General features: G+C 72.7%; 27 protein-coding genes. 10 read left to right on the top strand and 17 right to left on the bottom strand.

Annotated features, from left to right (window positions below; translation table 11 throughout):
* The first annotated feature begins 35 nt into the window (after positions 1-35).
* Both ACWDXC_RS29975 and ACWDXC_RS29980 read left to right on the top strand, forming a co-directional pair.
* Positions 36-914, top strand: a complete 879-nt coding sequence (locus ACWDXC_RS29975; RefSeq protein WP_449987159.1) for a LysR family transcriptional regulator — start codon at positions 36-38, stop codon at positions 912-914.
* A 56-nt stretch (positions 915-970) separates the two neighbouring features.
* Positions 971-1,411, top strand: coding sequence for a YybH family protein (locus tag ACWDXC_RS29980; protein ID WP_449987161.1), 441 nt, complete (start codon positions 971-973; stop codon positions 1,409-1,411).
* Positions 1,412-1,421: 10 nt separating this feature from the next.
* Here the strand turns inward: ACWDXC_RS29980 and ACWDXC_RS29985 are convergent, their stop codons facing one another.
* From ACWDXC_RS29985 to ACWDXC_RS30010, 6 genes are read right to left on the bottom strand one after another with little or no spacing between them, the layout of a single operon-like run.
* Positions 1,422-2,111: a class I SAM-dependent methyltransferase gene (locus ACWDXC_RS29985; protein WP_449987164.1), complete on the bottom strand. Its 690-nt coding sequence runs from the start codon at positions 2,109-2,111 to the stop codon at positions 1,422-1,424.
* 25 nt (positions 2,112-2,136) lie between these two features.
* On the bottom strand, positions 2,137-3,111 hold the full coding sequence (locus ACWDXC_RS29990; RefSeq protein WP_449987166.1) for a threonine ammonia-lyase: 975 nt from the start codon (positions 3,109-3,111) through the stop codon (positions 2,137-2,139).
* Positions 3,112-3,114: 3 nt separating this feature from the next.
* Positions 3,115-3,663: a DUF6461 domain-containing protein gene (locus tag ACWDXC_RS29995; protein WP_449987169.1), complete on the bottom strand. Its 549-nt coding sequence runs from the start codon at positions 3,661-3,663 to the stop codon at positions 3,115-3,117.
* Positions 3,660-4,142 carry a nitroreductase family deazaflavin-dependent oxidoreductase gene (locus ACWDXC_RS30000; protein WP_449987172.1) on the bottom strand — a complete coding sequence of 161 codons (483 nt, stop codon included), beginning with the start codon at positions 4,140-4,142 and terminating at the stop codon, positions 3,660-3,662. Before ACWDXC_RS30000 ends, ACWDXC_RS29995 begins: the two co-directional genes overlap by 4 nt.
* Positions 4,143-4,147: 5 nt before the next feature.
* Positions 4,148-4,765: a TetR/AcrR family transcriptional regulator gene (locus tag ACWDXC_RS30005; protein ID WP_449987175.1), complete on the bottom strand. Its 618-nt coding sequence runs from the start codon at positions 4,763-4,765 to the stop codon at positions 4,148-4,150.
* A 33-nt stretch (positions 4,766-4,798) separates the two neighbouring features.
* Entirely contained in the window at positions 4,799-5,449 is a 651-nt protein-coding gene (locus tag ACWDXC_RS30010) for a TetR/AcrR family transcriptional regulator (protein WP_449987178.1), read from the bottom strand.
* 119 nt (positions 5,450-5,568) lie between these two features.
* Between ACWDXC_RS30010 and ACWDXC_RS30015 the strand changes: the two genes are divergently transcribed.
* Positions 5,569-6,108 carry a dihydrofolate reductase family protein gene (locus tag ACWDXC_RS30015; protein WP_449987181.1) on the top strand — a complete coding sequence of 180 codons (540 nt, stop codon included), beginning with the start codon at positions 5,569-5,571 and terminating at the stop codon, positions 6,106-6,108.
* 35 nt (positions 6,109-6,143) lie between these two features.
* Here the strand turns inward: ACWDXC_RS30015 and ACWDXC_RS30020 are convergent, their stop codons facing one another.
* Together ACWDXC_RS30020 and ACWDXC_RS30025 are read right to left on the bottom strand one after the other, a co-directional pair.
* A complete protein-coding gene (locus ACWDXC_RS30020) occupies positions 6,144-6,617 on the bottom strand; it encodes an OsmC family protein (RefSeq protein WP_357583502.1) in 474 nt (157 codons plus the stop codon).
* Between the two features lie 29 nt (positions 6,618-6,646).
* Positions 6,647-8,257 carry an FAD-dependent oxidoreductase gene (locus ACWDXC_RS30025; RefSeq protein WP_449987184.1) on the bottom strand — a complete coding sequence of 537 codons (1,611 nt, stop codon included), beginning with the start codon at positions 8,255-8,257 and terminating at the stop codon, positions 6,647-6,649.
* Between the two features lie 203 nt (positions 8,258-8,460).
* On the opposite strand from ACWDXC_RS30025, the gene ACWDXC_RS30030 reads away from it, so the two are divergent.
* Together ACWDXC_RS30030 and ACWDXC_RS30035 are read left to right on the top strand one after the other, a co-directional pair.
* A complete protein-coding gene (locus tag ACWDXC_RS30030) occupies positions 8,461-9,156 on the top strand; it encodes an IclR family transcriptional regulator (protein ID WP_219510363.1) in 696 nt (231 codons plus the stop codon).
* 195 nt (positions 9,157-9,351) lie between these two features.
* A complete protein-coding gene (locus ACWDXC_RS30035) occupies positions 9,352-10,533 on the top strand; it encodes a homogentisate 1,2-dioxygenase (protein ID WP_364171788.1) in 1,182 nt (393 codons plus the stop codon).
* Positions 10,534-10,583: 50 nt separating this feature from the next.
* Here ACWDXC_RS30035 and ACWDXC_RS30040 read toward each other — a convergent pair whose 3' ends face one another.
* The 6 genes from ACWDXC_RS30040 to ACWDXC_RS30065 all read right to left on the bottom strand — a co-directional run bounded on the left by ACWDXC_RS30040 (position 10,584) and on the right by ACWDXC_RS30065 (position 16,362).
* A complete protein-coding gene (locus ACWDXC_RS30040; RefSeq protein WP_449987189.1) occupies positions 10,584-11,684 on the bottom strand; it encodes a branched-chain amino acid ABC transporter permease in 1,101 nt (366 codons plus the stop codon).
* A complete protein-coding gene (locus tag ACWDXC_RS30045) occupies positions 11,677-12,576 on the bottom strand; it encodes a branched-chain amino acid ABC transporter permease (protein WP_219515232.1) in 900 nt (299 codons plus the stop codon). Before ACWDXC_RS30045 ends, ACWDXC_RS30040 begins: the two co-directional genes overlap by 8 nt.
* 11 nt (positions 12,577-12,587) lie before the next feature.
* Entirely contained in the window at positions 12,588-13,418 is an 831-nt protein-coding gene (locus tag ACWDXC_RS30050; RefSeq protein WP_364171792.1) for an ABC transporter ATP-binding protein, read from the bottom strand.
* Complete coding sequence (locus ACWDXC_RS30055; RefSeq protein WP_219515226.1) at positions 13,415-14,215, bottom strand: ABC transporter ATP-binding protein; 801 nt, start codon at positions 14,213-14,215, stop codon at positions 13,415-13,417. The genes ACWDXC_RS30050 and ACWDXC_RS30055 overlap by 4 nt, the downstream gene beginning before the upstream one ends.
* Entirely contained in the window at positions 14,212-15,474 is a 1,263-nt protein-coding gene (locus ACWDXC_RS30060) for an ABC transporter substrate-binding protein (RefSeq protein ID WP_449987194.1), read from the bottom strand. Before ACWDXC_RS30060 ends, ACWDXC_RS30055 begins: the two co-directional genes overlap by 4 nt.
* A gap of 231 nt (positions 15,475-15,705) precedes the next feature.
* Positions 15,706-16,362, bottom strand: coding sequence for a peroxiredoxin-like family protein (locus ACWDXC_RS30065; protein WP_219515221.1), 657 nt, complete (start codon positions 16,360-16,362; stop codon positions 15,706-15,708).
* Between the two features lie 175 nt (positions 16,363-16,537).
* Here ACWDXC_RS30065 and ACWDXC_RS30070 point away from each other — a divergent pair, with 175 nt between their 5' ends.
* The 5 genes from ACWDXC_RS30070 (at position 16,538) to ACWDXC_RS30090 (ending at position 21,308) form a co-directional block, all read left to right on the top strand.
* Positions 16,538-17,680, top strand: coding sequence for an alpha/beta hydrolase (locus tag ACWDXC_RS30070; RefSeq protein ID WP_449987197.1), 1,143 nt, complete (start codon positions 16,538-16,540; stop codon positions 17,678-17,680).
* Positions 17,677-18,762 carry a mandelate racemase/muconate lactonizing enzyme family protein gene (locus ACWDXC_RS30075; RefSeq protein ID WP_449987199.1) on the top strand — a complete coding sequence of 362 codons (1,086 nt, stop codon included), beginning with the start codon at positions 17,677-17,679 and terminating at the stop codon, positions 18,760-18,762. The genes ACWDXC_RS30070 and ACWDXC_RS30075 overlap by 4 nt, the downstream gene beginning before the upstream one ends.
* Positions 18,763-18,787: 25 nt before the next feature.
* The gene (locus ACWDXC_RS30080) at positions 18,788-19,744 is read left to right on the top strand and encodes an MBL fold metallo-hydrolase (protein ID WP_364171803.1); all 957 of its coding nucleotides are present in this window, start codon (positions 18,788-18,790) and stop codon (positions 19,742-19,744) included.
* A gap of 68 nt (positions 19,745-19,812) precedes the next feature.
* Entirely contained in the window at positions 19,813-20,397 is a 585-nt protein-coding gene (locus ACWDXC_RS30085; RefSeq protein WP_449987202.1) for a cysteine hydrolase family protein, read from the top strand.
* A 14-nt stretch (positions 20,398-20,411) separates the two neighbouring features.
* Entirely contained in the window at positions 20,412-21,308 is an 897-nt protein-coding gene (locus ACWDXC_RS30090) for a GlxA family transcriptional regulator (protein WP_449987205.1), read from the top strand.
* On the opposite strand, the gene rph is transcribed toward ACWDXC_RS30090, so the two are convergent.
* From rph to ACWDXC_RS30105, 3 genes are all read right to left on the bottom strand, one after another.
* Positions 21,301-23,904, bottom strand: a complete 2,604-nt coding sequence (rph, locus tag ACWDXC_RS30095; RefSeq protein ID WP_449987340.1) for a rifamycin-inactivating phosphotransferase — start codon at positions 23,902-23,904, stop codon at positions 21,301-21,303. The genes ACWDXC_RS30090 and rph overlap by 8 nt on opposite strands.
* A 93-nt stretch (positions 23,905-23,997) precedes the next feature.
* Positions 23,998-24,486, bottom strand: coding sequence for a flavin reductase family protein (locus ACWDXC_RS30100; protein ID WP_449987208.1), 489 nt, complete (start codon positions 24,484-24,486; stop codon positions 23,998-24,000).
* Positions 24,483-25,448, bottom strand: coding sequence for an LLM class oxidoreductase (locus ACWDXC_RS30105; protein ID WP_449987211.1), 966 nt, complete (start codon positions 25,446-25,448; stop codon positions 24,483-24,485). Before ACWDXC_RS30105 ends, ACWDXC_RS30100 begins: the two co-directional genes overlap by 4 nt.
* Positions 25,449-25,522: the final 74 nt, after the last annotated feature.

A 25,522-nucleotide genomic window follows, 5' to 3' on the forward strand; every position in this document is an offset into this window, starting at 1 on the left:
CAATATTGCTATGCTGTCATGCAGCGGGAGGCATGATGGATCTGAACGCACTGCGCCAGTTCGTGGCCGTGGCCCGGCTGGAGCACCTCAGCCGCGCCGCCGAGGAGCTGCGCGTCGCCCAGCCGTCGCTCAGCCGCACGATCGCCCGGCTGGAGAACGAGCTGGGCACGCCGCTGTTCGAGCGCAGCGGCCGTCTCCGGCTCAACGACGTGGGCCGGCTCTTCCTCGGCCACGTCGAACGCGCCCTGGGCGAGCTCGACGCGGGCGTCCGGGCCGTCGCCGACGCCGTCAGCGAGGGCGTCGGCGGCGTGCGGCTGGCGTCGGAGACGTTCCTCACGCTCACCGGGCCGCTGGCCGCCTACAAGCGCGCCCATCCCGACATCGAGGTCGAGCTCCGCTGGATGCCCGCCGACGACATGGCCCGCGCCCTGCGCGCACAGGAGGTCGACCTGTGCGTGGCCTCCCAGCCCATCGCCGCCGAGGGCCTGACGGCGGTCCGGCTGCTCGACGACGTGGTGGGGGTGGCCACGCCGCCCGGCCATCCGCTCGCCGGCCGCGCCCGCGTGAGCGTCGACGAGCTCGCCGGGCAGCCCCTCGTCAGCGCCCGCGCGGGCCACTGGCAGCGCCGCCTGCTGGAGCGGCTGTTCGCCGCGCGCGGCCTCACCCCGAAGATCGTCTGCGAGGTGGACGAGCCCAGCGCCATCGCCGGGCTGATCAGCGCCGGGCTCGGCATCGGCCTCGTCCCCGGCTTCGCCAGGCGCGTCTCCGCCGGGTTCGCCGGGTCCTGGATCCCCGTCGACAGCCCCGACTGCCGGCGCACGGTCACCCTCTACTGGGCCACCGGCAGCCGCCTGCCGACCGCAGCCCGCCTGATGCGCTCCACGATCACCGGCTGGGACTGGGACCCGGCCTGACGTTCGAGGGGGCTGCGTCGTCGTACCGATGACACCACACGAGAGGACGCATCATCATGCCCACACAGCGCGAGAGCGACGAGGCCGCGATCCGGGAGCACGTCGGGAAGATCGTCGAAGGGCTCCGGGCCAAGGACCTCGACGGCCTGCGGAGCCTCTACGCGGCGGACGTCGTGTCCTTCGACATAGAGCCGCCCCTGCAGCACGTCGGGGTCGAGGCGAAGATGAAGAACTGGACGAACGTGTTCGCGGTCTTCGAGACCGTCGACTACGAGGTCCGCGACCTCACGCTCACCGTGGGCGACGAGGTGGCGTTCGGGCACTGCTTCGGCCGGTTGAGCGGCACGCTGAAGAACGGCACGGCGACGAGCGGCATGTGGGTGCGGGGCACGTTCTGCTTCCGCAAGGCCGACGGCCGCTGGCTGATCGCGCACGACCAGGTGTCCGTGCCGTTCGACCTGGCCAGCGGCCGGGGCGTCGCCGACCTCCAGCCCTGACCCGAGCGGGTCAGGGGCGCCTGAGCCGGACCGCGAGGAACGACGGCGCCCGGTGCAGCCGGTCGTAGGCGGCCTCGTCGACCTCCCGCAGCTCGGCGGTGGGCCGGGGCTCGGCCAGGTGCTCCAGCACGAACCCCGCCGCCAGCAGCTCGCCCAGGAACGTCTCCAGCGGCAGGCGCTGGTAGTGGATGGACAGTCCGCTGTCGCCGAGCGGCAGGTCCCGCCAGTCGTGGCTGAAGTACGAGCCGCCGAAGTGCTGCCAGTCGGCCGTGGGGTGGGTGGTCGACACCAGCAGCCAGCCGCCCGGCCGCAGCACGCGGCGCAGCTCGCCCAGCAGCCGCGCCCGGTCGCGGACGTGCTCGTACACGAGCGCGCAGAGCGCCCCGTCGAACGACGCGTCGGCGGCGAAGCCCAGCGGCTCCTCCAGGTCGTGCAGCAGCAGCTCGGCCCGGCCGCCGACGCGGGCCCGCGCGTGGCCCAGCAGGGTGGCGCTGCCGTCCACGCCGACCACCCGGGCGCCGCGCGCCACCAGCTCGGCCGCGTAGTGGCCCGCTCCGCAGCCGACGTCCAGGACGCGCGCCCCCGACACGTCGCCGGCCAGCGCGAGCATCGCGGGCCTGTCGGTGTAGGCGTTGTACGGGCTCGTCTCGGCATGCCCGGCGAAGTGGTCGCCGAGCGCGTCATGGTAAGCGGTGCGCATCGGGCCATCATCGCGTGAGCGCCCGCTACAGGCCGACCCAGCGCCGGTAGGGGCCGAGGTCGACGTTGCCGCCGCAGACGACGGTGACGACGTGGCGTCCGGCGAACCGGTCCGGGTCCTCCAGCACGGCGGCCACGCCGAGGGCCGCCGACGGTTCGGCGACGAGCCCGGCGTGCTCCAGCAGCAGCCGCAGACCCGTGACGATCGACGCCTCCTGGACCAGGACGGCGTCGTCGGCGACCGCCAGCAGGTCGGCCAGGACGGCGGGGATCGGGCGGCGGCCGGCGACGCCGTCGGCGATGGTGTCGGTGGTGTCGGTGGTGACGACCTCGCGCGCGTGCCACGAGCGGGTCATCGCGGGCGCGCCGTGCGGCTGCACGCAGATCACCTCGACCTCCGGCAGCAGCGTCTTCATGACGTGTCCCACGCCGGCGGCCATCGCCCCGCCGCCCAGGGCGATCAGAATCGTGTCGAACGCGGGCGTCCCGGCCGCCAGCTCCAGCCCGATGGTCGCCGCGCCCTCGCACGTCTCGAGGTCGAGGCTGTCCTCGACCAGCCGGACGCCCCGCTCTCGCGCGAGCTCGGCGGCCCGTTCGCGGGCCTGGTCGAAGTCGCCCGCCACCAGCTCCAGCTCGGCGCCGAGCGCGCGGATGCGGTCGAGCTTGGCGGCGGGCGCCCGGCGCGCGGCCACGACGGTCACGCCCAGGCCGCGGCGGCGGCCCGACCAGGCGAGCGCCTGGCCGAGGTTGCCCGCGCTCGCGCACACCACCTCCGGCCTGCCCTGATCGGCCAGCAGGCTCGCGACCAGCTCGGTGCCCCGGGCCTTGAAGCTGCGGACCGGGTTCGCCGTCTCCAGCTTGACGCTCACCGTGCAGCCGAGCCGCTGCCCCAGCGCGTCGCACTCGTACAGAGGCGTGTCCAGGAAGCGCGGGTCGATCACCGCGCGGGCCGCGCGGATCCGGCCGAGGTCGAGGCGCGTGCCGGGCTCGGCGGGCGGCATCGGTCAGCTCTCCGGTCGGCCGACGCCGGTCAGGACGGGGGCGGCGCGGTTGGCGCTGGACAGGCGGACGCCCGTGGCGCGTTCGGCGAGGGCCAGCGCGCCGGCGACGGGGTGGCCGGGGAACTCGGGCCGCTCGCCGTCGACGTCGACGCCGAGCGCCCGCAGGTCGTCCGCGAGCCGGTCGGGGTCGGCGCCCTGCCGGAGCCGGTAGGAGAACAGGCCGAACGCGGTGATCAGCTCCCCGTCGGCGTAGTAGCCGAAGTCCGCGCCGCTGTGCGTGACCCGGACGACGGCCGCGACCGTGCCGGCCGACAGGCGGGCGATCCCGTCGTGGACGACTCCGTCGCCGAAGCGTTCGAGCAGGACGGTCCCGCCGTCGGCGGCGTAGGCGGAGACGCCGTGCCCGTCCTGGCCGAGGGGGCCGGGGGGGACGCCGATGCGCCGCATGGCCTCCTCGGGCGTCAGGTCGCGGGCGAACCCGGCGTGCAGCCAGGGCCCGCCGGGGTCGCCGGTGAACCCGGCGCACAGCCAGGCGTGGGCCGAGCCGGTCATCGCCGGTCCTGTCTCGGTTCGAACCGGACGAACGGAATGTGCATGCCCACCTCGCGGTAATCCTCCTGGCTCCCGTCGACGGCGTAGCCCATGAGCTTGCACAGGCGGCGGGCGGCGGCGGGGTGCCGGGACGCGTATCGGGCCATGATGTCAGGCCCCTCCTCGGCGGGGACAGGGGTGGCCGTCACCTGGAGGACGCGCCCGCCGACCTGGATGGTCACCTCCGGGGCGGCCATGACGTTGCGGTACCAGTCGGCCTTGACGCCGAACCCGGAGGCGGCCAGGTAGCCGTGCCCGCCGTGCGCGACGACCTCGATGACGGCCTGACGGCGCAGCCCGGAGACCCGGCCGGTGTGGTTGAGCAGCATGACGCGGCGGCCCAGCAGCGGGCCGAGGCCCAGGCGGTAGAGGAGGATGGGCAGCCGCCACAGCCTGCGGCTCAGCCCGGTCGGCGGCGCGGGCCTCTTGACGATCTCCACTGGTGTCAGCCCCTTCCGGGTGTCGTGGCCGGGTCCTCGCCGGGGAGCAGGCTCTCCGCCACGGCCAGCGCCTCGTCCGTGGGCAGCTCGCCGTCGATCATCTGGTGCAGCATCAGCCCGTCGATCGCGGCGACGGCCAGCGTGGCGATCCCGATCGCCCGGGCGGCGGGCCGGCCGGGGTGGAGAGCGCGCAGCCGGTCGGCGAGCCGCTGCCGGGCCTGGCGGAGCTCGTCGCGCAGCATGGCGCCGAGCGCGGGGTCGCGGGTCGCGCCGATGATCAGCTCGGCGGCCAGCCGGGGCGCGGGCTCGGCGCCGCCGGTGCGCGGCAGCAGGGCGCGGATGGCGGCCAGCGCGGTCCGCTCGTCCTCGGCGGCGAGCAGCTCGTCGACGAGCGGGTTGACGAGGAGGTCGGTGCCGCGCCGGAAGATCGCCGCGTGCAGGCCGGGCAGGCCGCCGAAGTGGTAGTGGATCAGGCCGGGGTTGGTGCCGGCGCGCTCGGCCACGGCCCGCGCGGTGACGCCGGGCCACCCGTGCTCGCTCAGGAGCGCGAGGCCGGCCTCCACCAGTTGCTCGCGCCGCCGGTCGCCGCGCGGTGAATTTGGTCGCTCGACCAAGTTGGTCATGCGACCAAACTAGCATGCCCGCCCGGACGGCGCTCAGCCCGGCCGGTAGGCCGCCAGGAAGACCCGCACGGCGGAGTCGGCGTAGTGGTCGAGCTCCGCCTCCGTGAACGCGACGTCGTCACCGCAGAACATGACCTTGTTGACCGGGATCGAGGTGGTGAGCCAGGTGAAGTGGTTGGCCGCGATCAGCGAGTCGTCGATCCGCAGCAGGCCCCGGCGCGCGAGCTCCTCGAAGCACGCCGCCAGCGAGGCGTGCACGCGCTCGGGCCCCGCCTCGAAGTAGGCCCGGCCGAGCTTGGGGAAGCGGCCGGCCTCGGCGATGACCAGGCGGCGCACGCGCAGTTGCGACGGCTGGGTGAGAGCGCGCACGAACTTGTGCGCGACGGCCCGCAGTGTGGTCTCGACGTCGTCGGCGGTGGCCAGCTCGGTCATCGCGGCCTTGAAGATCTGGTCGATGCCGACGAGCCGGTCGAGCACGATCTCCTCGAAAAGCTGCTCCTTGCGGCCGAAGTGCTTGTAGATCGTCTGCTTCGAGGCCCCGGCGGCGGCCGCGATCTCGTCGGTCTTGGCGCCCACGTACCCGTCGCGCAGGAAGACCTCCATGGCCGCGTCCATGATCCGCCGCCTGACCTGGGCGCCGGGCCGTTCCTTGGCCGTCGCGTGCGGGGCTTCGACTTGCGTCACTTCGGTTCCTCCTGCGCGTGCGGTGAACAGGCCTGTTGACACCAAGCGTACAGTACCGTACGGTTCCGATCACGCAGAACTGTACCGTACGGTACTGCTATAGCAGAGGGAGAACGCGGATGCGCAAGATCGTGAGTGGCCTCTTCATCTCGCTCGACGGCGTGGTCGAGGCGCCCGACCAGTGGCACTTCCCCTACTTCGACGACGAGATGGGCAACGCCGTCCAGGCCATGATGGACGGCACCGAAGCGATGCTCCTGGGCCGCCGCACCTACGAGGAGTTCGCCTCCTACTGGCCCACCTCGACCGACGACCTGGCCGGATACATGAACGACACCCCGAAGTACGTGGTGTCCAGCACGCTGACCTCCGTCACCGAGTGGCAGAACTCCACGCTCGTCACCGGCGACCTCGTCAAGGAGATCGCCCGGCTCAAGGAGCAGCCGGGCGGGAAGATCAGCATGTCCGGCAGCGGCACGCTCGTCAGCTCACTCGTGCGCGAGGGGCTGCTGGACGAGCTGCACCTGCTGCTCCACCCGATCGTCGTCGGCTCGGGCAAGCGGCTCTTCGGCGACGGCGCACAGGCGCCGCTCCGCCTGACCGGCTCGCAGACCTTCGCCAGCGGCGTGCTGCACCTGACCTACGCGCCCACCGTCTGACCAGCCCGACCAGCCTGGCCAGCCCGACCGGATCATCAGACGGTCTCCAGCGTGGTGGTGATCTCCACGCTGTCGCCGATGGTCCGTGCGATCGGGCAGTGGCGGGTGTGCCGGTCGTGCGCCCGGGCCACCTCGTCCGGGTCCACGCCCTCGGCCAGGCGCACCAGGTAGCGCACGTGCACGGAGGCGATGCGCAGCACCCCGCCGTCCTTAACGATGATCCCCTCGGCCTCCGACGTCAGCGCGCCGTCGGTCGTCGGCTGGCCGAGCCGCCCGAGCAGGCCGGACAGGGTGCCGGTCAGGCATCCGGCGGTCGCGCCCACCAGGTAGTCCAGGGTGGTGGCGTGCGGCTCGATGGTGTCGAGCGGCACGTTGTAGTGCTCGGCCACCCCGCCGTGCATGCCCATCGGCACCTGCCCGTCCAGCGGCACGGTGACCAGCTTCGTGCGGCCGGGCGCGGCCTCGACGCTCACCCGGGCGATCTCGGCGACGGTGCTGCTGTCGATCATGGTTACTGCTCCTTGTCGTGGCGGGGCGGTCAGCGGGTGGCGTTGGACGCCGCGGCGGTCAGTGCGCCGAAGTCGACGCGGCCGCCGTCCAGGGGGACGACGGCGGCCACGTAGCAGTCGGGGCGCACCACGTACACGACGTCCTGCTCGCCGGCGTACACGTCCCACATCTCGTCGGACAGCACGGTGAGCACCCCGGAACCGGCGGGGGTGGGGGCCAGGACGGCGCGGCGCACCCACGCGGGGGCGGGGACGGCGTCGAGCGCGGTCCGCAGCCCGGAGGTCAGGCCGCCCCGGCCGGGCACGGCCAGCAGGGTGAGCGCGCCCGCGACGGCGGCGCGCAGCGTGGTCGTCCGGCCGCCCTGGGCGCAGCGCAGGTCGGGCAGCGGCTCGCCCGGCCGCACCCGGGGGGAGGCCAGCGCGGTCGGCGCGGTCAGGACGGAGCCGGTGTAGGGGAACGGCTCGTACAGCTTGCCGCTGTCGACCCGGTTCGCCTGGTCGGGGGCGTCCGCGGCGGCGGCCAGCGCGGCGTCGCGGGCCCGGCGGCCGGCCTCGTCGTCGGGGGTCATGAACTTCATGGACGCCCCGGTGACCGCCAGGTTGTGGTCGGCGGCGGCGGCCCGCTCGGCCTCGTAGCTGTCCAGGAGCGCGGGTCCGGCCTGGCCGTTGAGCACGAAGCCGAGCTTCCAGGCCAGGTTCTCGGCGTCCTCCATGCCGCTGTTCATGCCGCGGGCGCCGAACGGCGACACGACGTGCGCGGCGTCGCCCACCAGGAACACCCGGCCGCTGCGGAAGGCCGAGGCCCGGCACTGCTGGAAGGTGTAGGTGTTGCTGCGGACCACGCGCACCGGGTGGTCGCCGATCGCGGTGGCGATCCGGGCGCGGACGCGCTCGGGGTCGGTGAGGACGTCGGCGTCGGCGTCCAGCGGGATCTGCCAGTCGAGCCGCCACAGCCGCCGGGTCACGCCGTGCATGAGCACGATGCCCTCGGGGTGGAAGGGCGGGTTGAACCAGAGCCGCCGCTCCCGCTCGAACGGCAGCTCGGCCTCGAAGTCGGCGACGAGGAAGCGGCCCTGGGTCTGCCAGCCGTCGAAGGTGATGCCCAGGTGGCGGCGGATCCGGCTGCCGATGCCGTCGGCGGCGACCAGGTAGGCGCCGGTGTGGGTCTCCTCGCCGTCGGGGCCGGTGGCGGTGACCCGTACGCCGGAGTCGTCCTGCTCGAAGGCGTCGACGGTGCGGCCGAGCCGGATGTCGGCCAGGCCGGTCGCCAGCGCCGCCTCGTGGAGCAGCTCCTCGATGCGGAACTGCGGGAAATTGACGAAAGGCGGGTAGATCTCCTCGCCCTTCGGCGGGAACCTGAGCTGGAGAATCTCCTGGTCGCCGTAGTAGGTGCGGCCCAGTGACCAGCTCACGCCGTCGTTGACGATCTCGTCGGCGAGGCCGAGCCGGTCATACAGCGCGAGGATGTCACGCTGCACGGTGACGGCTCTCGACTGGCGGCAGCTCGGCTGGTCACGCCGCTCCAGCACCACCGAGCGCACGTTCTGCCGGGCGAGGAGGAGCGCGGTGGCCAGGCCCACGGGCCCCGCGCCCACGATCACCACACGGGGAGAAGAACTTGAGCTGTCCGGCAGAACCATCGCCACCTCCGGCGTGACCGATATTCGGTCGCTACGACCGTCTATTGGTCATAGCGTGCCCTGTCTGCGGCCGGACTTCAAGAGGTACGGCCAAGGCGTACGGTGAAGTCGTGTTGGCGCGTGAGTGCGCGAAGCGCGATAATCGCTCACATGCCCCGATTTTCGAGGGGTGGTAACCCCGTCCTTCGCCTGGGAGTGAGACCGTGACCGAACCGGCCAGACCCGCTGAGATCGCGCAGACGCTCGACCGGGGGCTGCACCTGCTGGAGATCCTCGCCGAGGCGGACCCGGACCACGGGCTCTCCCCGACCGAGGCCGCCGCCAAGCTGGGCGTCCACCGTTCCATCGCCGCCCGCCTGCTGGCGACCCTGCTGCGGCGCGGGTTCGTCCGGCGCAACCGCGAGGGCCGCTACCTGCTGGGCATGGGCCTGTTCACGCTGGCCCGCCAGGTGTCGCAGAACCTCCTGGTCGTGGCTGGGCCGCTGCTCACCGAGATCGCCGAGCGCCTCGACGCCACCGCCGTCATGCACGTGGCCGACGGCGACGGCGCCGTCACCCTGGCCTCCGTCGAGCCCAAGCGGGCCAGCTTCCACATCGGCCTGCGCACCGGCTCGCGCCACCCGCTGGGCACCGCCGCCACCGGCATCGCCATCCTGGCCGGCCGCCCGGCCGAGCCGGGCGAGCGCGACAAGGTCGCCCAGGGGCGGGAGCAGGGGTACGTGGTCACGACGGGTGAGCTCGTCCCCAACTTCACCGGCATCGCCGCGCCCATCGTGGTCAACGGCTGGTGCGACGCCAGCGTCGGCGTCGTCATTCCCAAGGAGCGCCAGCACGACGAGCGGGCGCTGGCCGACGAGGTGATCACGCTGGCCAGGAGCATCGCGCTCGCCCTCACCTGACCCCTGACGTGACCTCCGCCCGCGCCGAGCGCGGGCGCGCGAGGCCCCGGAGCCCCGAGCGGGCACCGGGGCCTTTCGCATGTCCGCACGATTGACAACCCTTCACCCCCTGCGCGAGGATCGCCGATATGCGGTACCTGTAACCGATAATAGAACGCCCATACATGCAGGGGCACGATCTCGAATGGGGTGGCCATGGTCTACTACAGGCGCCTGGGCGAAGTGCCGCGCAAGCGGCACTCCCAGTTCCGCGGCGGCGACGGCGTCCTCTACCACGAGGAGATGCAGGGCGAGGAGGGGTTCAGCTGGACCCAGTCGTTCCTGTACCACCGCCGGATCCCGACCGCCATCACCGCGGCGGAGAGCCGGCCCGACACCGGCGGCGGGCTCCGGCCGAACGACCCGCTGCTGCCACGGCACCTGCGCACCCACGCGTTCGAGCCGGGCGGTGACCCGATCCTCGACCGGCGGGTCCTCATGGGCAACTCCGACGTGACGATCTCGTACGTCGCCGCCGACGCCGACAGCCCGCTCTACCGCAACGCCGTCGGCGACGAGCTCGTCTACGTCGAGTCCGGCTCGGCCGTGCTGGAGTCGCCCTTCGGCCGGATGGAGGTCGGCGACGGCGACTACGTCGTCATCCCCACCTCCACCACCCACCGGTGGCGGCTGCTCGGCGGCGAGCTGAGGCTGTTCGTGGTGACGGCGTCGGGCGGCGGGCACATCAGGCCGCCCAAGCGCTTCATGTCGCCGTTCGGGCAGTTCCTGGACGGCTCGCCGTACAACGAGCGCGACATCCGCGGCCCCGAGGAGCTGACGTCCGCCGACGGCCCCGCCGACGTCTACGTCAAGCACCGGCGCGGCCTGACCCGCTACACCTACGCCTACCACCCGTTCGACGTGGTGGGCTGGGACGGCTACAACTACCCCTACGCGCTGTCCATCCGCGACTTCACCCCCTCGACGGGCGCGCTGCACCTGCCGCCGCCCACCTACATCACGTTCGAGGGGCCGGGCTTCGTCATCTGCTCGTTCGTGCCGCGCATGTACGACTACCACCCGGACGCGGTGAAGGTCCCCTACAACCACGCCAACGTCGACTCCGACGAGGTGCTGTTCTACTGCGGCGGCGACTTCATGAGCCGGGCCGGCACGGGCATCGGCATGGGCTCGGTCTCCCTGCACCCGGCGGGCTACATCCACGGCCCGCAGCCGGGCAGCGCGGAGAAGAGCCTGACGGTGACCAGGACCGAGGAGTACGCGGTCATGGTGGACACGTTCCGGCCGCTCGACCTCGGGCCCGACCTGAGCGAGGCGGAGGACGCCGGCTACGCCTGGTCGTGGGCGCGCGGCGCCGGTGTCGACGTCGGCGGGTGAACCACCACGGCGAAGGGCCCTGCGACTCACGGTCGCAGGGCCCTTCGCCGTCAGGAGGCCGGTGTGTGCTCGGCCGGGACGGCGCGGCGCGGCGTCAGCGCCTTCCGCGCCCGCGTGGCCAGCGCCGCCAGCCCCTTCGGCTCGTAGAACAGGATGACCACGATCAGTCCGCCGTAGAGGATCTGCGCCACGTAGGCGGGCCCGAAGTCGGACACCGCGCCGCCCATGCCCGGCACGGCGTCGCTGTAGCGCTGCAGGAGCAGCGGCAGCGACGACACGAACGCCGCGCCCGCGATCGCCCCGGCCACCGACGCCTGCCCGCCGATCACCACCATCGCCAGGTACTCCAGCGACAGGAACAGGTCCCAATACTCGGGCACCACCCGCTGGAACAGCAGGGCCAGCAGCACGCCGGCCAGGCCCGCGTACACGCTCGACAGCGTGAAGGCGACCGACCGGTAGCGCGCCACCGGCACGCCCAGCGCCGCCGCGTGCACCTCGCCGTCGCGGATCGCGGCGAACGCCCGGCCGACCCGGCTGCGCAGCACCAGCACCGCGAACGCCGTGGTCAGCACCAGCGCGAGCAGCGTCACGTACCAGCCGCGCTCGGCCTGGCGCAGCGGCACCCCGAACAGCGACAGCTCGGGCTCGACGCCCAGCACCCGGAACGAGCCGATCGTCAGCTCCGGCACGTTGCGCCCGTTGTAGCCGCCGGTGAGCGGCTCGGCGGCGAACAGCACGTGCTGGCCGATGAACACCAGCGCCAGCGACGCCACGCCCAGGTAGATGCCCTTCAGCCGGCCCGCCAGCGGGCTGAACGCCAGCCCCGCCAGCCCCGCCAGCGTCACCGCGATCACCGCGGCGAGCAGGCTGGGCAGCCCGAGCCCCCAGGAGTCCTCCGTGCCCGGCGAGCTGAGCCAGATGTAGCCGTAGGCGCCCACGGCCAGGAAGAACGAGTGCGCCAGGGAGAGCTGCCCGACCCGGCCGACCAGGATCATCAGCCCCACCGCGCCGATGGCCGCGGCGAAGGCGAACGAGCCCAGGTTGAGCCAGAACCGGTCGGCGTACAGAGGGATGGCCAGCAGGACCACGCCCGCCACCACCGCCACCGGCGCCCGCCACCGGATCCGCCCGGAAATCTTGTCAAACACGGACGGCCTCCCGTATCCCGAACAGCCCGGCGGGCCTGACCAGCAGCACGACCAGCATCAGCACGTACGGCGCGGCCTCCTCGAAACCCTGCCCGAGGAACGCCAGGTGCTCGCCGTAGCCGCGGACCAGGACCTCGCTCAGGCCCACCATCAGCCCGCCGGCGATGGCGCCGGTCGTCGAGTCGAGCCCGCCGATGATCGCCGCCGGCAGCGCGCGCAGCGCCACCGCCTCGACCGACGTGTCCAGGCCAGGACTCGGGTAGGCGACGATGAACAGGCCCGCGCACACGGCCAGGGCGCCGGCCACCGCCCACGCCGTCGCCGACACCCGGCCGAGCCGGATGCCCATCAGCGACGCCGTCTCCGGGTCCTCGGCCGTGGCCCGCATGGCCACGCCGAAGTCGCTGCGGTGCAGCCAGAGCTGGAAGAGCACCAGCAGCAGCGCGCCGACGACCAGCGCGGCGATCCGCGCCTCCGCGACGCCGATGCCCAGGAAGCGCACCACGTCGTTGCCCCACGGGTCGTCCGTGGTGAGGATCTGCGAGCCGATCCGCCGGTCGGTCTCGGTCAGCAGCACCACGTCCAGCCCGATGGTCATGATGCTCGCCGCGACCACGGCGTTCGTCTTGCGGAACCTGCTGACCAGCAGGCGGTCGATCAGCACGGCCAGGATCGCGGCGGCGGCCACGCCCAGCGGGAGCGCCACCCAGAACGACAGCCCGTGCAGGCTGGTCGCGCTGGCCACCACGTACGTGCCGAACATCAGCAGGCTCGGCTGCGCGAAGTTGACCACGCTGGACGACTTGTAGATGACGACGATGCCCAGGGCGACGAGCGCGTAGACGGCACCGAGCGACGCGCCCTCCACCAGCATCGAGAGAAGTTGTGCCATGAAACCGGCTCCTAGGATGGCGGCTCGGACTCGGAACGTTCCTTTTCTGCGGCGCCGGCCCTGCCCAGGTAGGCGGCGATCACCGCGTCGTCCGCGATCACCTGGTCAGGCGGCCCGGTGAGCACGACCTGGCCGAAGTCGAGCACCGTGACCTGTTCCGAGATGCCCATCACCAGCCCCATGTCGTGCTCGACCAGCAGGACCGTGATCCGCTGCTCGGTGGCGATCCTGCGGATGGTGTCGCGGACGGCGAGCTTCTCGTGCGTGTGCATGCCGGCCGCGGGCTCGTCGAGCAGCAGCAGCCTCGGCTCGGTGGCCAGGGCGCGGGCGAGGTCGACCCGCTTGGCCTCGCCGTAGGGCAGCTCGGCGGCGGGCAGCGGCAGCAGGTGGTCCACGCCGAGGAACTCGGCGACCTCGCGGACCTTGGCCCTGGCCTCCCGCTCGGAGCGGCGCACGTGCGGCAGCCGCAGCCCGGCGCCGAACACCCCGCCCCTGCCCAGCCGGTGCCGCCCGAGCAGCAGGTTCTCCTCGACGGTCAGCCCGGCGAACATGGACGCGTTCTGGAACGCCCGGCCGACGCCGAGGCCCGTGACCCGGTGCGGCGCGAGCCCGATGAGCTCGGCGCCGTCCACGCGCACGCTGCCCCCGGCCGGCTTGTAGATCCCGGACAGCACGTTGAACAGGGACGACTTGCCCGCGCCGTTGGGGCCGATCACCGCGTGGATGGTGCCGGGCTCGGCGGTGAAGGTGACGCTGTCGAGCGCCGTCACCCCGGCGAACCGGACGGTGACGTCGCTGACCTCCAGCCGGGCCCCGGGGGCCGTGGTGCCGTGTGCCGTCATGGCGTCCCTCCCCGCGCGTCGCCGGGCAGCGTGGCGGCGCTCTCCTCGTCGGGCTCGCCGCCGAGATAGAGGCGGCGTACGCGGTCGTCGCCGCGCAGGCGCTCGGCCGGGCCCTCGATCGCCACCTCGCCCACGGCCAGCACGTACGCGTGGCCGGCCAGCTCCAGGGCGACCGCCGCGTTCTGCTCGACGACGAGCATGGCGGTGCCCTGCCGGTGGATCTCGCGCAGCAGGTCCACGATCCGGTCGATGATCTTCGGGGCGAGGCCCAGCGACGGCTCGTCGAGCAGCAGCAGCCGGGGCTCGGCCATGAGCGCCCGGCCGATGGCCAGCATCTGCTGCTCGCCGCCCGACAGCAGGCCGGCGGTCTGCTTCCGGCGCTCGCCGAGCACCGGGAACAGCTCGTAGACCCGCTCCAGGTCGCCGGGGCGCTTGCCCTTGGCGTTGCCGTAGCGGCCCGCGCGCAGGTTCTCCTCGACGGTCAGGTGGGCGAAGACGCGGCGGCCCTCGGGCACCTGCACGATGCCGGACTTGACCCGGCGCTCGGCGCCCAGGCCGTCGATGCGGGCGCCGGCGAACCTGATCTCGCCGCCGGTCATCCGCCCGGCCTGGCCGGTCAGCACGCCGGAGATCGCGCGCAGCAGCGTGGACTTGCCCGCGCCGTTGCTGCCGAGGACGGCCACGATGCCGCCCTGCGGGACGTCGACGCTGACGTCCCGCAGGGCGGTCACCGCGTCCCCGTAGCGCACCCCGAGGTTGCGCACGGAGAGCAGCGGGTCGCTTTCCCGTTCGGTCATCGGGCCTGGAACTTCGCGGTGTCGGGGCCGGTGTAGCCGGCCTGGACCAGCTCGAGGCCGCCTTCCGCGTCCTTGGACGGCTTCATGATGAAGGTCTGGGTGGACGGGGAGACGCCCTTCTTGGAGAAGTCCAGCGGCACGGTGGTCTGCTGGGTGTCGTAGGCGCCCTTCTGCCGGAACGCGGTGGCCAGGCCCTCACGGCTGAGGTCCTTGTTGTCGCACGCCTGGGTGATGGCCTGGTCCATCACGCTGGCCGCCGCGTAACCGAGGGTCACCCACAGGCTGGGCGTGATCGACTTGTCGCCGGACTCCGCGTACAGCTTCCTGACCTGCTCGGGCCCGGGGCCCTCGCCGGCGAACGGCGCGGCGGAGCTGACGACGAGCATGTTCTTCTCCATGGCCGATCCCGCGCCGGTGGTCAGCGACTCGGGGGAGAAGCCGGGGGAGGCGGCGACGATCGGCACGTCCAGGCCCTCCACGTCGGCCACGGCCACCGCGGAGGAGACCTGCCGGCCGGACGCGCTCAGGAACAGCGCCTTGACGCCCGCCGCGGCCATCTGCTTGACCTGGCCGGACAGGTCGCTGACGGTCGGGTCGATCTGCTGGCCGACCACGGTCATGCCGTTGGCCTCGGCGGCGAAGGTGGCCCCCGCCAGGCCGGGCTCGCCGTAGTCGCCCTTGAGGTAGATGTAACCGATCTTGTCGCCTTCGGCCAGCTTCTTCTGCTCGATCAGGTAGTCGACGGCGTTGACCATCTCGATGTCGTAGGTGGTGCCGGGAATGATGATCGACGAGCTGTCCTTGACGCTGGGCGACCAGCCCATCGACACGGCGAGCACGCCGTCCTGCTCCAGCTTGGGCAGCACGGCGAGCGTGGTGGGCGAGCCGACCGTGATCTGCAGGGCGAGGACCTGCTGGGACAGGTCGGAGTAGAGGGACACCGCCTTCTGCGGGTCGTAGCCGTGGTCGCGGGTCATCAGGTTGACCTTGCGGCCGTCGCAGACGCCGCCCGCGGCGTTCTTGGCGTCCCAGTAGAGCTTGACGCCGAGGTTCTGCTGCTTGTCGATGGCGGCGAACGGCCCGGTGATGTCGGTGAGCAGGCCCAGGTTGATCGCGGAGCCGTCCACGCCGGGCCCCACGGGCATGCCCCCGGAGTCGCCGGCGCTGGTCTCCGCCTTGGTGGAGCAGGCGGACATGGTGGTGATCGCGAGGGTCGCCGCGCCGAGCGCGGCGGCCATGCGGAGCTTGCGGGATGGCATGCGTCCCCTTTCGTGCCGATACGGGTTCGCGTTCGTCGGGGAACGCGTGGCCGCGGGCAGTAGAGATCACTCGGTGGTCGGTGGGGAGAGAGCGGCATGCAACCGATATTCGGTTATACCGTTCGACTATCGTGCTGTGGCCCGATCTGGCGTGTCAAGAGGGTGGCCAAACGGCAACAGGAATGATGTGGGGCGGTGAAACAGCCGCTTCACCGCCCCGGGGAGAGCAGGTCAGGCGCCGGCCGCCTGGATCTCGCGGACGGCGCGCAGGGCGTCGGCGGGCTCCATGCGGGTGCGGTAGTTCATCGTCACGTGCCTGGCCCGCACGATCCCGGCGGAGTCCAGCACGAACGTCGCGGGCACCGGCAGGCTCCAGCGGCCGTCGGGCTGCTGGCGGGCCAGCGCGGCCGCCGTGACGTCCAGCAGGTGCGGCTTGATCTTGTCGGGCAGCTCGAACCGCACCCGGTAGGCGGTCATCACCTCCTGCTCGGCGTCGGAGAGCACGTCGTAGGCCAGCTCGTGCTTCTCCTGCATCGACAGCGCGTCGTCGGGCAACTGCGCGCTGATCGCCACCAGCCGGGCCCCCGCCTCGCGGAACTCGGGCAGGGCCGCCTGGTACGCGGCCAGTTCGAGGTTGCAGTACGGGCACCAGGACCCTCGGTAGAAGATCAGCACGACCGGTCCCTCGGCGAGCCGCTCGGACAGCCGTACCGTGGCGCCGGTCGCACCCGGCAGGGCGAAGTCGGGCGCCTTCTCCCCGATCTCCAGCCCTGGCACGAGACCGGCGGCCTCGATCTCGGCGAACGCGTCGTTGATGGCCTGCTTGGCCTCCTCGGGCCGCTGCACCGACGCCGCCTTGGCCGCCAGGATCTCGTTGAGCGATTGCACCGGACACCCACCTCCATAACCGTTATTCGGTTGTTGTGTTCGCAATTTGCGCGTTAGGCGCATCCTGGGAAGCGGAACGTGTCGCTGTCAAGACGTGGGGGGTGCTGTTAGGGTGAGCGATACCGATATATGGTGAGCGCAACCGTTAATCGAACATGCGTGAGGTGGTAAGGACATGGCTGAGCGGGAGTTGCTCACCGTCCCCATCGGGACGGCGGCCGGCGCCTCGGAGGTCTACTCCGGGGTGGCCCGGATGGCCGGAGTGCTGTGGTGCTCCCGGGTGCGCGCCCGCCCCGGACAGCGCGCCGACACCGCCGTGGTGGTGGTCCACCCCTCCTCCAACTTCCTCGGGCACTACGCCCTCGACGCCTGGGCCGAACGCGGCGTCGACGCCGTGGCGATGACCACCCGCTACCTGGGCAACGACTCCGTCCTCCTGCTGGAGAACTGCGTGCTCGACATCGCCTCCGTCGTCGGCCACCTGCGCGCCGAGGGATACGAGAAGGTCGTGCTCGTCGGCAACTCGGGCGGCGGCGGCCTCGTCGCCCTCTACCAGGAGCAGGCCCGCAACCCCACCATCACCTCCTCGCCGTACGGCGGCGGCCCCGACCTCACCGGGGCCCACCTGCCGCCCGCCGACGCGCTGGTCATGCTCATGGCCCACCCCGGCCGGGCCAACCTGCTCGTCGAATGGCTCGACCCCGCCGTGCGCGACGAGGACGACCCCTTCGACCGCGACCCCGAGCTCGACATGTTCGCCGCCCGCAACGGCCCCCCGTACGGGGCGGAATGGCTGGCCCGCTACCGCGCCGCCCAGCGGGAGCGCAACGAGCGGATCACCGACGCGGTGATCGCCCGGCTCGCCGAGCTCGACGAACGCAGCGGCGGACGCGTCACCGACCTGCCCATCAGGATCCACGCCACCTGCGCCGACCCGCGCAACGTCGACCTGTCGATCGACCCGTCCGACCGCGCCCCCGGCACCCTGTGGGGCGAGCCGTACGAGGCCAACCTGCGGCCCACCACGCTCGGCCACCTGACGAGCCTGCGCTCGTGGCTGTCGCAGTGGTCGATCCGCACCTCCCACGGCGACGGCCCGGCCCGGCTGGCCGGCGTCGACGTCCCGGTGCACGTCATCTACGGCACCGCCGACCAGGCGTGCTTCCCCTCCCACGCCCGCCAGCTCTACGAGGCGGTGCCGCACGACACCAAGGCGCTCACCGCCGTCCAGGGCGGCCGTCACTACCTCAACGGCCAGCCCGAGCTCACCGCCGTCATGGCCGACGCCCTCATCGGCTGGATAGGAAAGGTCCTGTGAACCGTCCGACGATCGCCGACCTGAGTACGGCCTGGGTCCGCATCCCGCTCGGCGCGGGACGCGGCGGCTCCGGCGCCACCCAGGTCGACCTGCTGCAAGTCACCCTCACCGACGACGAGGGCGCCACCGGCACCGGCTTCACCTACGCGCTCACCGGCGGCGCAGAAGCCCTGTACGCGCTGCTCACCGGCCTGGTCAAGGAGAAGGCCGAAGGCACCCCGCTCGACTCCTGGCCCCGCCGCTGGCACGAGATCGCCGCCGCCACCCGCCGGCTCGGCAAGGGCATCGCGCTGCCCGCGCTGTCGGCCGCCGACATCGCCGTGTGGGACCTGCGCGCCCGCCGCGCCGGCCTGCCGCTCTACCGGTTCATCGGCGCGCACACCGACACCGTCCCGGTCTACGGCAGCGGCAGATCCACCCACGCCATGTCGGTGGACGAGCTCGTCGAGGGCTCCCGCCAGTACGTCGCCGAAGGCTACGACGCGGTCAAACTGCGCGTCGGCGCCCGCCGCGCCGAGGAGGACGTGGCCCGCGTACGAGCCGTCCGCGAGGCGCTCGGCGACGGCCTGCGCATCATGGTCGACTGCAACGAACGGCTCGACCTGCCCACCGCCGTGTGGCTCGGCCGCCGCCTCGACGACCTCGGCGTCTACTGGATGGAGGAGCCGCTGCCCGCCGACGACCTCGCCGGGCACGCCCACCTCGCCGCCCGCCAGGGCGTCCCCCTCGCCGTCGGCGAGCACCTGCACGGCCGCCACGACTTCGCCGGCTACCTGCGCGAGAACGCCGCCTCCGTGCTGCAGCCCGACGTGCCGCTGTGCGGCGGCGTCACCGAATGGCTGCGCATCAGCGCCGTCGCCGAGGTCCACGGCGCCGTGCTCACCCCCCACTTCCTGCCGGAGCTGCACGTCAACCTGGCGGCGGCCGTCCCCAACTGCACCTACGTCGAGCACTTCCCGCTGATCGACGAGGTGCTGGCCGAGACGCTGCCGATCAGCGGCGGCGTGGCCACCCCGCCCGACCGCCCCGGTCACGGGATGCTGTGGGACACCGCCGCGCTCGACCGCCTCCGGCACGCCTGACGAACGACCCGAACAGGAGCACACCGTGTCCAAGCCCTTCGCCTCCACCGCAGACACCGAAGAGAAGCCCGAGATCCTCGAAGTCCTCGCCGACGGCGTGTACGCCCTCACCACCGGAGGCGACCCCAACGTGGGCGCCATCGAGGGCGAGGACTTCCTGGTCTGCTTCGAGGCCCGCGCCACCCCCGTCATGGCCGAGCGCTGGCTCGCCCAGCTCCGGCAGCACACCGACAAGCCGGTCCGCTACCTGGTCCTGTCGCACTACCACGCCGTCCGCGTCCTCGGCGCCGCCGCCTTCGACGCGCAGGAGATCATCACGCACACCGAGACCCGGCGGCTCATCGTCGAGCGGGGCAAGGAGGACTGGGCCGTCGAGTTCGGCCGGATGCCCCGCCTGTTCGCCGGCCACGAGACCATCCCCGGCCTCACCTGGCCCACGCTCACCTTCGACGACCACCTGTCGATCGAGCTGGGCGGCGACCGCGGCACCGTCGAGCTGGCCTGGGCGGGCAACGGCCACACCTCCGGCGACATCTACGCGTACGTGCCCAAGTCCAAGGTCCTGTTCGCCGGCGACCTGGTGGAGAACGGCTCGGCCGTCTACACCGGCGACGCCTACCACCGGGACTGGATGACCAGCACGCTCGACCGGGTCAAGGCGCTCGACGTGGAGATCCTCGTCGGCGGGCGCGGCGAGATCGCCCGCGACCGCGCCGCCTCCCAGCGCGCGATCGAGCTGACCCGCGACTTCCTCAGCACGCTGATGACCGCCGTGGACACCGTCAAGCGCGGCGGCGGCACGGTCGAGCAGGCGTACGTGGCGGCCCGCGAGGCGCTGCTGCCCGTCTACGGCGGCATGCCGGTGTTCGAGCACGCCATGGTCTTCGACACCTGGCGCGCCTGGGAGGAGCTCGACGGCCGGGGACCCGGCATCTGGACCCCCGAGCGCGACCGCGAGGTCTGGGACCGCCTCACCGGCTGACCGGATCGGCCCGCCGCCCGACCAGGTGATGCCTTCAGCCCGCGCCCGCCTCTCGCCAGGCTGGAGGCATGACCAGCGCCCTCGTCGTGATCGACGTGCAGAACTCGTTCCTTGAGCTCCCCGACTGGCGGCACACCTCACGGCCGGACATCGTCCCCCAGGTCAACCGCCTCGCCGAGGCCGCCAGGCACGCGGGCGAAGCGGTCGTGTGGGTGCTCGGCTCGCGCCCCGGATCGGGCTCCGTCTTCGACCCGGCCCGGGGCCTCGTCCGCCTGATGGACGGCATCCGGCCGCTCCCCGGCGAGCCGGTCCTCACCAAGACCGCGCACAACGCCTTCACCACCACCAACCTGCACCAGCTCCTCACCCGGCGCGGCGTCAGGAAACTGACCATCTGCGGCATCCGTACCGAGCAGTGCTGCGAGACCACCGCCCGCCTCGCCTCCGACCTGGGCTTCGACGTCGACTTCGCCATCGACGCCACCGCGACCACGCCGATCCCGCACCGCGACGCCCCCGCCGGCGTGCCGTTCGCCGAGCTCGTCCAGGACCCGCGCACGCTCGGCGTGGACGAGATCATCACGCGCACCGCGTACGCTCTGTCGGGCCGGTTCGCCGCCATCAGGACCGTGGCCGAGCTCACCGGAAGCTGAGGAGTGAGCCGGTCATGTCCAGAGTCGTCTTCCTGCTGATCCCGCGGGCGCACCTCCTCGACGTGGCCGGTCCCGCCCAGGTGTTCTCCACCGCCGACGACCTCGGCCACCCGTACGCGCTCACGTACGTCGCCGAGGACCCCGAGGTCGACACCGTGCAGGGGCTGACCCTGCACGCCGCGACCGAGTGGCCGCCGCTGACGCCCGACGACCTGATCGTGGTGCCCGGCTGGCGCGGACCCACCCGCCCGCCGGGCCGGGAGACCCTGCGCCGCCTGCGCGAGCACCACGCCGCCGGCGGCACGGTCGCCGGGGTGTGCGCGGGCGCCGACGCGCTGGGCCGCGCCGGGCTGCTCGACGGCCGCCGCTGCACCACCCACCACGCCGTCCAGGACGAGCTCGCCCGCCTCTACCCCCGGGCCGACGTGGTCAGGGACGCGCTGTACGTCGAGGACGACCGGGTCGTCACCTCGGCGGGCGTGGCCGGCGGCATCGACGTGGCGCTGCACCTGGTGACCACCCGGCACGGGCCGTACGCGGCGGGACGGGTGGCCCGGGGCATGCTCGTCCACAGCCACCGCGACGGCACGGCGGAGCAGGTCAGCCCGCTGCTGCGGTGGCGCTCGCACGTGGACGAGACCGTGCACCGGGTCCAGGACCTGATCGAGACCCGGTTCACCGAGCGGCTGCCGCTCAGCCTGCTGGCCGAGGCCGGGGGAGTCAGCGAGCGGACGGTGACCAGGCTGTTCACCCGGGCGACCGGCCTGACCCCGCTGGCCTACCAGACCGCGCTGCGGCTGGAGCGGGCCGAGTCCCTGCTCGGCCGGGGCGCCACCGCCGAGGTCGCCGCCCGCGAGGTGGGCTTCGCCGACCCCCGGATGCTGCGCAGGCTGCGGGCCCGCGTCAGGTGAGGATCTCCACGCGCCCGTCGGTGCCGTTGACGCGGATGCGCTGCCCGTCGCGGATCAGCTGGGTGGCCCGCTCCACGCCCACGACGGCCGGCAGCCCGTACTCGCGGGCGATCACCGCGCCGTGCGTCATGATGCCGCCCACCTCCGTCACCAGCCCCGCCACGGTGACGAACAGCGGGGTCCAGCTCGGGTCGGTGTAGGCGGTGACCAGGATGTCGCCCGCTTCGAGGTCGGCCCGCGCCATGTCGGTGACGACCCGGGCCCGGCCCTCCACGGTCCCAGCCGAGACCGCGAGGCCGGGCAGCGCGCCGGGCGGGGCGTCCGCGCGCCGGTACCGGCCGTTGAGCGCCTCGCCGTCGGAGGTGAGCACCCGGGGCGGCGTCAGCGTCTCGTACGTGCGGAACGCCTCCCGCCTGTCGCGGATCAGCCCGGCGTCCGCCTCGCCGGTGCGCACGACCTCCCGCAGCTCCTCGAACCGGAGGAAGAAGACGTCGTCCCGCGCGCCCAGCGCGCCCGCCCTGACCAGCCGGTCGGCCTCCCGCAGCAGCGCCTGCTTGTAGACGAAGTAGCGGCTGATCATGCCGTACTTGGGGTATTCGCGGTAGCCGGCGAAGGTGCGGACCCGGTCGATCATCCGCTTGGTCTCCTCGGCCTTCTCCTCCCCGCCCGGCAGGGCGCGCAGCCGCGTCAGCACCTCACGCTCCTTGCGCCGCGCCTCCTGGAGGCCCTGCTCGAAGTGCCGCTTCCCGGCGCCGGGCGCGAAGTTCCTGACGTTGCCGAGCAGGGCGGGCAGGAGCATGGCGGGCTGCTCGCTCCAGCGGGTCCTGGTCACGTCGATCTCGCCCGCGCAGCGCATGCCGTACGTGCCGAGGAAGCCCAGGAGGGCGTCACGCGCCTCCCGCCCGCCGGGCAGCGCGGCCAGTTCGTCCAGGAAGCCGTCGCCCTCCCGGCCCTCGTCCGCGACCCGCTGCAGGAACGCCACGACCTCCGGGTGCGGCCTGACGGCGTCGGCGACGTCGAGGAGCGCCAGCCCCATCTCCGCCGTGACGTTGTGGGGCACCGACTGGGTGAGCGTGTCGGCCGCGTTCTTCTCGCCCAGCCATTCCTCCAGGTGCTCGTTGAGCCAGTAGGAGGCGTCCATCCCGGCCATGATCACCTCGTAGCCGCGCGGCTCGAACAGCAGGCGCTTCAGCTCCGCGAGGTCGGCCGTGACGAAGTCGAGCAGCTCCGTCCCGGACAGCCCCTCGATGGCGCGCCGCAGCTCGGCGACCGACTCCTCGTTGAGCCGGATCAGCTCGGTGACGACGGCCGGGTCGGTCTCGATCGGCGGGGTGTCGCCGGGCGGCCTGAGCGCGGCCGGCAGGGACTCCAGGTCGCCGTCGGGCAGCGGGTCGATGAAGTCGCCGCGGTCGAGGACGGTCTTCAGCGCGTCGAGCATGAGCGGGTCGGACTTCCCGAGGGTGCCCAGGAGGCCCGCGCGGCCCGTGGGCGTCGCCAGCAGCGGGCCCACGTCGACGAACAGCCGCCCGCCCGCCTCCTGCATGGGGCGCGGGGTCGTCAGCTGCCACAGGGACAGGCCCAGCGGCTTCATCGCGTCGGTCATCATCTGCTGGTGGCCGACGGAGACGTAGACGTGGTTCTCCTCGTCGCCGGTGACCGGGACGGGGAACAGGGTGGTGATCGGCCGGCTCTGCACGATGTGGAAGTCGTCGCCGGTCAGGCACCACTCGATGTCCTGCGGCCGGCCGAAGTGCGCCTCGACGCGCCGGCCCAGCCGCACCAGGCGCACGACCTGCGCGTCCGTCAGCGCCGGGCGCGAGCGCAGGTCCGGCTCCACGGGCGCGTCCCGCGTGCCGCCTCCCGGCGTGGCGAGCACGTACCGGGGCTTGTCGGCGACCGTCGCGGAGACCACCCGGTCGTCGCGCACCGTGTAGACGTCACCGGAGACCAGCCCGGCCACGAGCGCCTCGCCGAGCCCCCACCCGGCCTCCACGGTGGCGACCTTCCGGTTCGAGGTCACCGGGTCGGCGGTGAACAGCATCCCGGACGCCTCCGGGAACACCATCCGCTGCACGACCACCGCCATCCGCACCTGCCGGTGGTCGAACCCGTTGCGGCACCGGTAGGTCACCGCCCGCTCGGTGAACAGCGACGCCCAGCACCTGCGGATGTGGCGGAGGACCTCCGCCCGGCCCACGACGTTGAGGTAGGAGTCCTGCTGGCCGGCGAAGGACGCGGTCGGCAGGTCCTCGGCCGTCGCGCTGGACCGCACCGCGTAGGCGCCGTGCTCGCCGAGCCGGGCGAGCTGCTCGCCGACCGCCTCGACCAGCTCGCCGGGCGGCTCGACGCCTTCCACGACGCCGCGGATCTCGGCGCTCAGCGTGCGGATCGCCTCGTGGTCCTCCGGTCCGACCCGCGACAGCCGGTCGAGCAGCGCGTCGATCGACGGCGCCACCGCGTGCCCGAAGGCGTCCGTCGTGACGCAGAACCCGTCCGGCACGCGGACGCCCTCGACGCGCGAGAGCTCGCCCAGGTGCGCCCCCTTGCCGCCCACTGTCGCGATCTTCGTCGAGTCGATGTGCTGGAAGCCGATCACGTAACGCAATTCCGTCGCTCCGTCGTTCGTCGGGCCGGTTCGCAACGGGCAGTATGGAGCACTTTCCGGCGCCTCATGAGGGACGCCGATCTGCTATAACCTGAAAGTGGCGAGCCGGTGGTAGGCCCGTCTCGCGTAGACCAGAGGCTCCTCGGCGCCGAGCTGATGGACCGCCTCCACCCTTCCGAGAAACAGCGTGTGGTCACCGGCCGGCACGGTCGTCGTGATCGCGCAGTCCATCGCGGCCAGCGCGCCCGGCAGGATCGCGTTGCCCGAGCAGGGGGACGGCGACCAGTCCACGTCCGCGAACTCGCTCTCGCCGACCGGACGCTCCCCGGCGAAGTGGGCGGCGAGCGCGCTCTGCCCGGTGGCGAGCAGGTTCGCGGTGAAGCTCCGGCTGCTCATGATGAGGCCGTGCGTACGGCTGCTGCGGCTGAGCGACACCAGGATCGTCGGCGGCTCCAGCGACACGGACAGCAGGCTGTTGATCGTGACGCCGTGCGGCCCGGTGGCGGATCGCGTGGTGACGACGGCGACCCCGGTGGGCCACTGCCGCATGACGGCCCGCATCGGCTCGGTCACCACGCGGAGGCCCGGGGCGCGGCGGTCTCCAGGGCCGGGAAGTGGGGCACCACCTCCTCGCCGAGCTGGGCGAGGACTTCGCCGGCGGGCCGGCTGCCGTGCTGGACGCCGAGCGCGCAGTGGTTGATGCCGACGTCCTGCCAGCGGCCGAGCAGCTCCAGCAGGCCCTGGGTCCCGGTGCGCAGGACGAAGCCGCCGCGCAGCGGGGTGGGCGGGTGCAGCGGGTCCTCCATCAGGTCGATCCACTCGTTGGTGGCCACGGGCTTGAACGCGGCCCCGGGGATCCGGCCGCGCCAGGTCGCCGCCTTCTTGCCCAGCGCGATCGGGCCCTCGGCGGTCGTGGTGGAGCCGGGGTAGACGAGCCAGCCGTCGGCGTGCTCGGCGATCCAGTCGGGGGCCTGCTGGGAGGAGCCCGTGACCAGCAGCGGGATGTGCCCGTGCACCGGCTTGGGCAGCAGGTCGACGCCGGAGGCGGAGGGCCGCAGAAGGTCGCGGAAGGCGTGCACCGCCTCCCGGAAGCGCCGGCCCCGGCTCTCGAAGTCGACGCCGTAGGCGGGGAACTCGCTGGGCCGGTCACCGGAGGCGATGCCGAGCACCAGCCGGCCGCCGGAGAGGTGGTCGATCGAGGCCGCCTGCTTGGCCAGGTCGATGGGGTGCCGCAAGCTGAAGATCACGCTGCCCGAGGCCAGCGTGATCGTCGAGGTGTGCGCGGCCAGCCAGGTCAGCGCCGACCAGGGGTCGTACACCTGGCCGACGTCGCCGAAGCTCGCGTCCGCCAGCGGGATGTCCCTGACCCACGCGGCGGCGAACCCGGCCCGCTCGGCCTCCTGGACGAGCGCGCTCTGCCCGCGCAGCGCCGCCATGTCGCCGGTGTAGGGCCACAGCGGCAGGAACAGCCCGACCGTCAGCCGGCCGTTGGCGAACATGCGGTCGAACCCGACGTGGCCTGTTCGGTCACTCATGACAACCCCTTCTGGTTGGAACGTTCGATCCAGAGCATAGCCTGACTGGATCGAACGTTCCAACCAGGTAGGCT

Source organism: Nonomuraea sp. NPDC003214, from assembly GCF_053590035.1.

Coding starts and splice junctions, on each gene's coding strand:
- ACWDXC_RS29975 (WP_449987159.1), top strand. CDS start 36: ATGGATCTGAACGCACTGCGCCAGTTCGTGGCCGTGGCCCGGCTGGAG.
- ACWDXC_RS29980 (WP_449987161.1), top strand. CDS start 971: ATGCCCACACAGCGCGAGAGCGACGAGGCCGCGATCCGGGAGCACGTC.
- ACWDXC_RS29985 (WP_449987164.1), bottom strand. CDS start 2,111: ATGCGCACCGCTTACCATGACGCGCTCGGCGACCACTTCGCCGGGCAT.
- ACWDXC_RS29990 (WP_449987166.1), bottom strand. CDS start 3,111: ATGCCGCCCGCCGAGCCCGGCACGCGCCTCGACCTCGGCCGGATCCGC.
- ACWDXC_RS29995 (WP_449987169.1), bottom strand. CDS start 3,663: ATGACCGGCTCGGCCCACGCCTGGCTGTGCGCCGGGTTCACCGGCGAC.
- ACWDXC_RS30005 (WP_449987175.1), bottom strand. CDS start 4,765: ATGACCAACTTGGTCGAGCGACCAAATTCACCGCGCGGCGACCGGCGG.
- ACWDXC_RS30015 (WP_449987181.1), top strand. CDS start 5,569: ATGCGCAAGATCGTGAGTGGCCTCTTCATCTCGCTCGACGGCGTGGTC.
- ACWDXC_RS30020 (WP_357583502.1), bottom strand. CDS start 6,617: ATGATCGACAGCAGCACCGTCGCCGAGATCGCCCGGGTGAGCGTCGAG.
- ACWDXC_RS30025 (WP_449987184.1), bottom strand. CDS start 8,257: ATGGTTCTGCCGGACAGCTCAAGTTCTTCTCCCCGTGTGGTGATCGTG.
- ACWDXC_RS30035 (WP_364171788.1), top strand. CDS start 9,352: ATGGTCTACTACAGGCGCCTGGGCGAAGTGCCGCGCAAGCGGCACTCC.
- ACWDXC_RS30045 (WP_219515232.1), bottom strand. CDS start 12,576: ATGGCACAACTTCTCTCGATGCTGGTGGAGGGCGCGTCGCTCGGTGCC.
- ACWDXC_RS30050 (WP_364171792.1), bottom strand. CDS start 13,418: ATGACGGCACACGGCACCACGGCCCCCGGGGCCCGGCTGGAGGTCAGC.
- ACWDXC_RS30055 (WP_219515226.1), bottom strand. CDS start 14,215: ATGACCGAACGGGAAAGCGACCCGCTGCTCTCCGTGCGCAACCTCGGG.
- ACWDXC_RS30060 (WP_449987194.1), bottom strand. CDS start 15,474: ATGCCATCCCGCAAGCTCCGCATGGCCGCCGCGCTCGGCGCGGCGACC.
- ACWDXC_RS30070 (WP_449987197.1), top strand. CDS start 16,538: ATGGCTGAGCGGGAGTTGCTCACCGTCCCCATCGGGACGGCGGCCGGC.
- ACWDXC_RS30085 (WP_449987202.1), top strand. CDS start 19,813: ATGACCAGCGCCCTCGTCGTGATCGACGTGCAGAACTCGTTCCTTGAG.
- ACWDXC_RS30090 (WP_449987205.1), top strand. CDS start 20,412: ATGTCCAGAGTCGTCTTCCTGCTGATCCCGCGGGCGCACCTCCTCGAC.
- ACWDXC_RS30105 (WP_449987211.1), bottom strand. CDS start 25,448: ATGAGTGACCGAACAGGCCACGTCGGGTTCGACCGCATGTTCGCCAAC.